This is a genomic window from Hyphomonas pacifica (assembly GCF_000682675.1).
Taxonomy (GTDB): domain Bacteria; phylum Pseudomonadota; class Alphaproteobacteria; order Caulobacterales; family Hyphomonadaceae; genus Hyphomonas; species Hyphomonas pacifica.
Genome location: NZ_AWFA01000054.1, coordinates 1 through 6,495, shown reverse-complemented (window position 1 = coordinate 6,495; position 6,495 = coordinate 1). Strand labels below are relative to the sequence as shown.

The window sequence follows — 6,495 nt, the reverse complement described above, 5'->3', positions numbered from 1 at the left end:
ATGAATGAGGGAGCCAAAGGGCTCAGGTCACCTGCGCAAAAGCCGGTACCGCCATCAGCGGCATAATCATGGCAATCGCAGTCGAAAATTTCAAATTCTTCATAGGTTTAATCTTCCTCCAAACTCGCTCCGCTATTCCCCATGCACTTGCCTTTGACGTGCATAGGCACCCTTAAAAGCAATTAATGCAGCATTATTTATATTTTTAAAGCTTTTATTGCTGCATTATAAAAATAATGCGTTCTTTGCGCATCATTGCGAGCCCATGCCCATTAAGGCAGCATTCCACTGAGCATGTTGAAAGGATTTAGCCTGGCGGCAGCGTTAAAACGCCTGACACCCAGAGGCGTCGGGTAAAATCAACGCGAATTCGCCTTGTTTCCAGATAACAAGAGGCCATCCGGTTGGCGCAGGCTTGAGATACGCTATACGCGCGGGTTGCAATGACCAGCTAATGGATTGCGCCAGCCACAGGCCTTTGAACCATGACCATCAGGTCAACCCTAAGCGCGTAGCAAGAAGAGCGGCTTCGGCACGCGTCGAAATTCCGAGCTTGCCATAAACAGATTTGATATGACTTGCGATCGTGTTCTCGCTGAGCCCCAAGGCACGAGCCGCTTCTGCATTTCGCAAACCACGACCGATGAGGCCAAGCACATCTCTCTCACGCGCGGTCAGATCTGCGCCATCCGTTTCCGAAACGGCAGTCCTGCGAAAGTGTTCGACGATCCGCCTGGCAACAGCAGGCGACAATGCAGGCAGGCCCTGCTCAATCATTTTCAGCTGCCGGACGAAGGCCTCTTGCGGAGCATCCTTCAGTAGATATCCATCCGCACCCTTAGAAAGAGCCCCAACAAGTGATGCATAATCTCCCATCACTGTAGCCACAACAATTGTGGTTTCGGGGCGGCTCGAAGACAATGCGCCGATAATGCTGGTACCACTTCCATCCGGAAGCCCTAGATCTATAATGGCAAGATCGAATTTCTGACTTGCAATGGCGTCGGCCGCCTCATGTATGCTTTGGGCTTCAGAAACCTCACTTCCAGGAAAGGCCATTTCGACCGTCTGGCGGAGCCAGATTCGTGTCTCGGAAACATCTTCAACGATCAGAACAGTTTTCATTGCTCGTACCTCTGCAGCGGAAAGGTCGCAATAAGACGTGCTCCGCCAGCCTCTGAAGTCTGAATCAGGAAGTCTCCCCCAGACCCGCAGACCCTCGCTCTCATGTTTTCAAGTCCCTGCCCACGATCAACAGCAAGCACATCGAACCCCTGGCCATCATCTTCAATCTCCACACGAACATTATGCTGAGTCACTCGCGCCTCGACTTTCAGACATGTCGCGTTGGCATGTTTGATCGTATTACTTGCAGCTTCCCGGATCACCGACCGTAAAGCGTGAATGTTTGCTGGGACAAGCCGGGTTTCTTGCCTAGCTTCAAGTGTCCAGACCAGGCTCACGCCATGCGGGTCGAGGCGTTCAGCGGTTTCAGCTCGCAAATCCGCAAACATTTCGTCCAACGGGATTGCAGCTTCATGGGCATGATTGATGACATCTCTCAGGTCCGCAAGAGTCTCGCGAATTCTTGAATCCTTCTTGTCTGGCGCATCAGAATGTAGCGCCCGCATCAACTGAGCACCAATATTGTCGTGCAGGTCGCGGGCAATTCTGATGCGCTCTGCAGAGACACCCCGATCATAAGCTGTCCGACTTTCAAGCACTTGTACCGCCAGGAGCACCAGATGCCTGACAGAGACAAGGTCTTTCGTGCTGAAAAGCGACCGTCCATGATTGTTATACTTGAGCGTTAGAGCGGGCATGTCCCCCACTGCGGGAATTGTAAGCGCAAGGCCTTCATCCTCAATTTCAGGCTCCATGGTGGAGTCAGATCCGGATACCACCTCCAGAGGGCTGAAATGCCCTCTTAACAAATTCACCCACGCCTCTGCGCGATCCGTAGAATTTGACCTGAACGAAACATCGAGAACTTGCAGAAACAACAGTTCATCATTTCTTTCGCGTCCAGATGCCAGACGGCGCCATAGTTGTTCACGGAGCGGCAAATAAGCAAATCCGACCAGCAGAAGCGACAGACCAACCGCCTGAGCCCGCCCCACCGCGAGCAGGGTGATCAGCAACAAGTCCAGCACGATCAGCAACAAGGCGCCAATTGCATAAAAAACCAGCCTATAGGCCCATATCCCCATATCGAACAAACGATAGCGCATCAGTCCGAGGGCAAGCCCGCCATATATTATGAGAAAAAAACCGAAGGCGTAATTCTCGCGCACGAGTGGCAGGGATCCAAATGTGATTGGCAACGCAACCGTTCCAATGAACGCACCCGCACCAACCAATGTCGACGCGCCCAACCAGTTTGCAATTGCCTTCTGTCTGGGGTCGATAGAGGACACACGAACTTGCCAGATAACAGTGATGACAATTACCATCATCTCAACAGTGGTGATTGTCTGCACCTCGGCGAATTTTTGCCACGGACCGAATGTTCGCAACACGGTCCAGACGCCAAAGCCAAGCACCACAATCAACGCCAGGCCTCGCCACTTTGGCACGGGAGTTGGATATATCAGGAACAGGCATATCATGATGATGCCAAAGGCTGATGCCCCTAGCATGTTCAGTATCCAGAACCAGGAAATGACCTCTTCCCGCAATGGCAAAGCAAGCGATGTCGGAAACGAAAAAAAGCAAAATATGAGAGTCGCGAGCCCGCTCAGGGCAAACAGGGCTGCCGCAAAATTGGCAGGTTTTAGGGCCCAAACCCATGCCGCCACAATAAACGCCATCAGGCCTGTCAGGAGTGAACTCCATATCGCCGGATCCGTCTGCGCAGGACTACGCCAGTCTGCTATAGACCAACTCCAACCAGAGGCTGGTTGCAAAGCAACAAGGCCCATTGCCAGAAACAGAGTCGCAGCCAGAATAAATGTCGTGACCAGACGGCCCAGCGGCGTGCTGTATATCTTGCCAGAACGGCCGACACCAATCGATCCCGTCTCCTCCCCCGCCACCCGAATCCTCCGGCATCAAAAACAATAGGCCCATTCTGAAACTTTACCGCCTAATTCGCCATCAGGGCAGTTTCATTGATCGCCTTCAGTCAGGATATTATTGGCAGACCTTGGCACTGGTATTGCTGCCACTCATCGTGCAGTGTGCCCAGCGATACCGGTCGCGCGTTGCGGCGCTGATCTCGGCCGCACTCTTCATCCTTGGCTGCGAGGGCAACGAGACACTCGCTGTGTAGGACGGCGGACTGGAACCATAGGCTGCGCGGTAACGGGCTTCTGCCATACCAGGGGCATTGGTGCCCTCTCCGAAGCGGCCTTCCAGGCCTGTGCCGCGGCTTGCCAGTTCCCTGTCCGCTGCCGCACCGATAGCCTGACCAGGGAACCAGAGCGACAGGACATAAAGATTATTGGTGGAGAAACCGCTATAGTCTGAAGCCTTGGTGGCAACATATTCCGCAAGATCAGTGGAACCATAATCATACAGGGCCGCCTTCATCGCGCCATCAAGGTTTCCGCGAGCGATCATCTGGTAAAGTTGCGTTTTGCGCTCTGCCTGTTGCTCCAGCCAGGCCTCATAGGCGGCGCGTTCTTCCAGCCATGTCTTGTAGTTCGCTGCTACGTCGCAGGCTTCATCCATGCCCATGCCGCAGGCTTTCTCGTAATTCTCGACACCAAGATCGTATTCTCCAATCTCAACATAAACATTGCCGAGATTGGCACAGCTTTCCTTTGACCCGCCCGCGCAATTATTCAGCGCGTAGTCAAAACCTTCTTGCGGCTCGAAGGTCGAATATTTCGGCAACATATAGGCCGCTTCGACCAGGCGGCAGGCATCCTGCTGGTCCAGCGCGCAACCTTTCTTGCCATAGACCACCGCCTTTTCGGCATCCACAGGCGTGCCCTGCTCACCATCCAGATATTCGGTCGCCGCAATCGCGCAGGACATTGCGTCTTCCATCTCGCAGGCCTTACCAAACAGTGGCAGGGCCAACTCAACATTCTGATCTACGCCATCCCCTGAATAGAGACGCAACGCCGCATCGGCACAATGCAGCGGCATGCCCAGTTCACAGCCATGGGATTCAACCATGACGAGTCTACGATAATCCGCAGGGAAACCGTCTGCCAGGCCGCGGTAGACTTCCGATGCCATCTGGCAGCCATCTGACATACCTAACTTACACGCCTTCCCCCAATACTCTGCTGCACCACTCCAGCTTGCCTCAATTTCTATGCCATGCTGGTAGCGGATGCCCTGATTGATACAGGCATCCACATCCCCCGCTTCACATTGCTGTGACCAGAGTTCGGCGCCCGGTGGAAGGGTTAGCTGTGCAGAGGAGACACCTGTCAGCGACGCCATCACTGCCAGAAGAAGCACCACCAAATGTCGTCCATAGGACATTGCTCAATACCTCCGTGTGCTTATGTTGGGAAAATTCCAACTTACCCAGTAAGGTATGTCGCATGTTTTCGCCTCCCCGGTTCAGGTGAGGAAGGCTCTTACCGACAATACGAATTGGTCGGCGGACAGGGCGCAGAATAAGCTGTCCCGATGGAACGTACAGAGTTCATGTATTGATTGAAATCACGCATGTTTGACGAAGAGCTGCTCGATGAGCCAGACGAAGACGAAGTGCTGTACGTCGAAGAATAACCGGCAGAATTATTATTATATGCCTGAGCACCTGCGGCAAGCCCGGCGACGATTGTGCCAAGTGTATTGCCCAGAAAATTTCCAAATCTGCTGCCACTGGATGAGCCGCCAGGATTGCGCCCGTAAGTCTCCGCAACATTGGCGTTGAACATCGGCATCCACACATCACAGGCAAAATCATTGCCACCATTCATGCAGGCACGAGGACCATAATCCATGATCTTCTGACGATCATTCAGGCCGAATGCCGAGTAATAATTGAAGTATATGACACCGGCGCAGGCCGTATAATCCTGCTGCTCATTGCATGCCCGTGCATATGCCTGTTCTGCTTTTCTATAATCGGCGGTGCTGAATTTCCCAGGCCCGTATTGCGCGCCTTCGGCTACGGCATGGGCATAGTTCAGGCAGCTGTCAGCAATTTTCATTGCACATGCATAATCAAGCGCATGCGCCGCGCTGAGATAGTCACGATAGACACCAGAGGCGCCGCTCAAATCATACTGCCCCTGAATGTTGCACGCCTGTGCATCAAGATCATTACGACACAATTCCGCCGCCAGCCTGCGGGCATCCGAATGCCTTTTCTGCTGCATTAAACCATAGACATAGTTGATATCAGGCTTGGGTAACGCCGCCAGCGCATCAGCCGCCATCGGATGACCCATATATTGGGCTTTCTCGTACCAGTCCCGTGCAGACAGAATGTCCCCATCAGGATTAAATCCCAGCTCATCATACTTGCCCATCATCATGAACGCTGCCGGGTTACCGAGGTCGGCCGCGAGGGTCAGCAATCTGTGCCCATCTGCAAAGTTCGCTACGACTCCTTCGCCACGAAACACCATGTTCGCCGCCTTGAACGCCCCCTTCTCATCACCCGCACGAGCCGCCAGCACATATGTTTCAAATGCCTTTCGCAAGTCTGATGGATGGCCAGGGAACCCCTCCTCGTAAAGGCCTGCCAAGTTCATGAGCGAGGGTGTAAAATTCTTTTCTGCCGCTTGCTGCCAATAAATTACGACCTTCTCGTAGTCTGCAGGAACTGCTTTGCCTTCGCGGTAGTACACACCAAGATTATTGATCGACTCCAGATTACCGTACTCGGCAAGGCCCTGCCATATCGTCTTGGCTTCAGCATACTCACCTGCCGAATAAAGGGATTTGGCGTGCTCGTTCTGCAGGTACGAGATACTTCCCGGCTCAGACCATGTGGCCTCCGGCAAGGGAGTCACATCTAGAACCTGGGCACAGGCGGACCATGCTGTGAGAGATGAGCAAATAGCCAAAACACCAATTCTCAAACCTCTGAGCATCCTGCCACCTCATCTTTCGAGCATTGTAATTATAATCACCATTTGCACATAACAAATCTTGTGCTTCCCACTTTGAAATGAAGCAAGTCAAAATCAGCGGTTCTGGTTCTTCGGGATGGGGGATAGTGCTGAAGCGATACTCGCGCGAAAGTATCTTGCGCTGTGTCCTTCCGAAAGCGACCTCTGGGAACTAGCTGTATTCACAAAGAATATAACTTATAAGGAGTACATTGTGGATACATTCGACGTTTCCGATTTCGGTTTTGACGATTAGTATATGGAGATCCCAGAACCTATGGTGTGAACCTCCCCTATCGCTTTGGAAACTAAAATATAAATACACCACAGCCTGCGCGGGTGCTGTTAAGAGTACTCTGCAGCCCTGAAAACTTTCCCACCTATGGCTTTCTCTCGCCTAAACACCAGGACGCCAAAGGCGGGAAATTAACTCACAATTGTAGCGGTTCAGCGACCGTGAGACATTTTT

4 protein-coding genes are annotated in these 6,495 nt (G+C 52.7%); all 4 read right to left on the bottom strand.

All coding sequences use genetic code 11. The features are described from left to right. Positions 1 to 492: 492 nt before the first annotated feature. The 4 genes from HY2_RS13735 to HY2_RS13720 all read right to left on the bottom strand — a co-directional run bounded on the left by HY2_RS13735 (position 493) and on the right by HY2_RS13720 (position 6,008). Positions 493 to 1,125 (bottom strand): response regulator, encoded by a 633-nt coding sequence (locus tag HY2_RS13735; RefSeq protein WP_034828608.1) that lies wholly within the window; start codon positions 1,123 to 1,125, stop codon positions 493 to 495. Next, on the bottom strand, positions 1,122 to 3,035 hold the full coding sequence (locus HY2_RS13730; protein ID WP_051595054.1) for a sensor histidine kinase: 1,914 nt from the start codon (positions 3,033 to 3,035) through the stop codon (positions 1,122 to 1,124). The genes HY2_RS13735 and HY2_RS13730 overlap by 4 nt, the downstream gene beginning before the upstream one ends. A 97-nt stretch (positions 3,036 to 3,132) precedes the next feature. After that, the gene (locus HY2_RS13725) at positions 3,133 to 4,440 is read right to left on the bottom strand and encodes a tetratricopeptide repeat protein (RefSeq protein WP_034828606.1); all 1,308 of its coding nucleotides are present in this window, start codon (positions 4,438 to 4,440) and stop codon (positions 3,133 to 3,135) included. A 98-nt stretch (positions 4,441 to 4,538) separates the two neighbouring features. Continuing rightward, complete coding sequence (locus tag HY2_RS13720; RefSeq protein WP_112063352.1) at positions 4,539 to 6,008, bottom strand: tetratricopeptide repeat protein; 1,470 nt, start codon at positions 6,006 to 6,008, stop codon at positions 4,539 to 4,541. Positions 6,009 to 6,495: the final 487 nt, after the last annotated feature.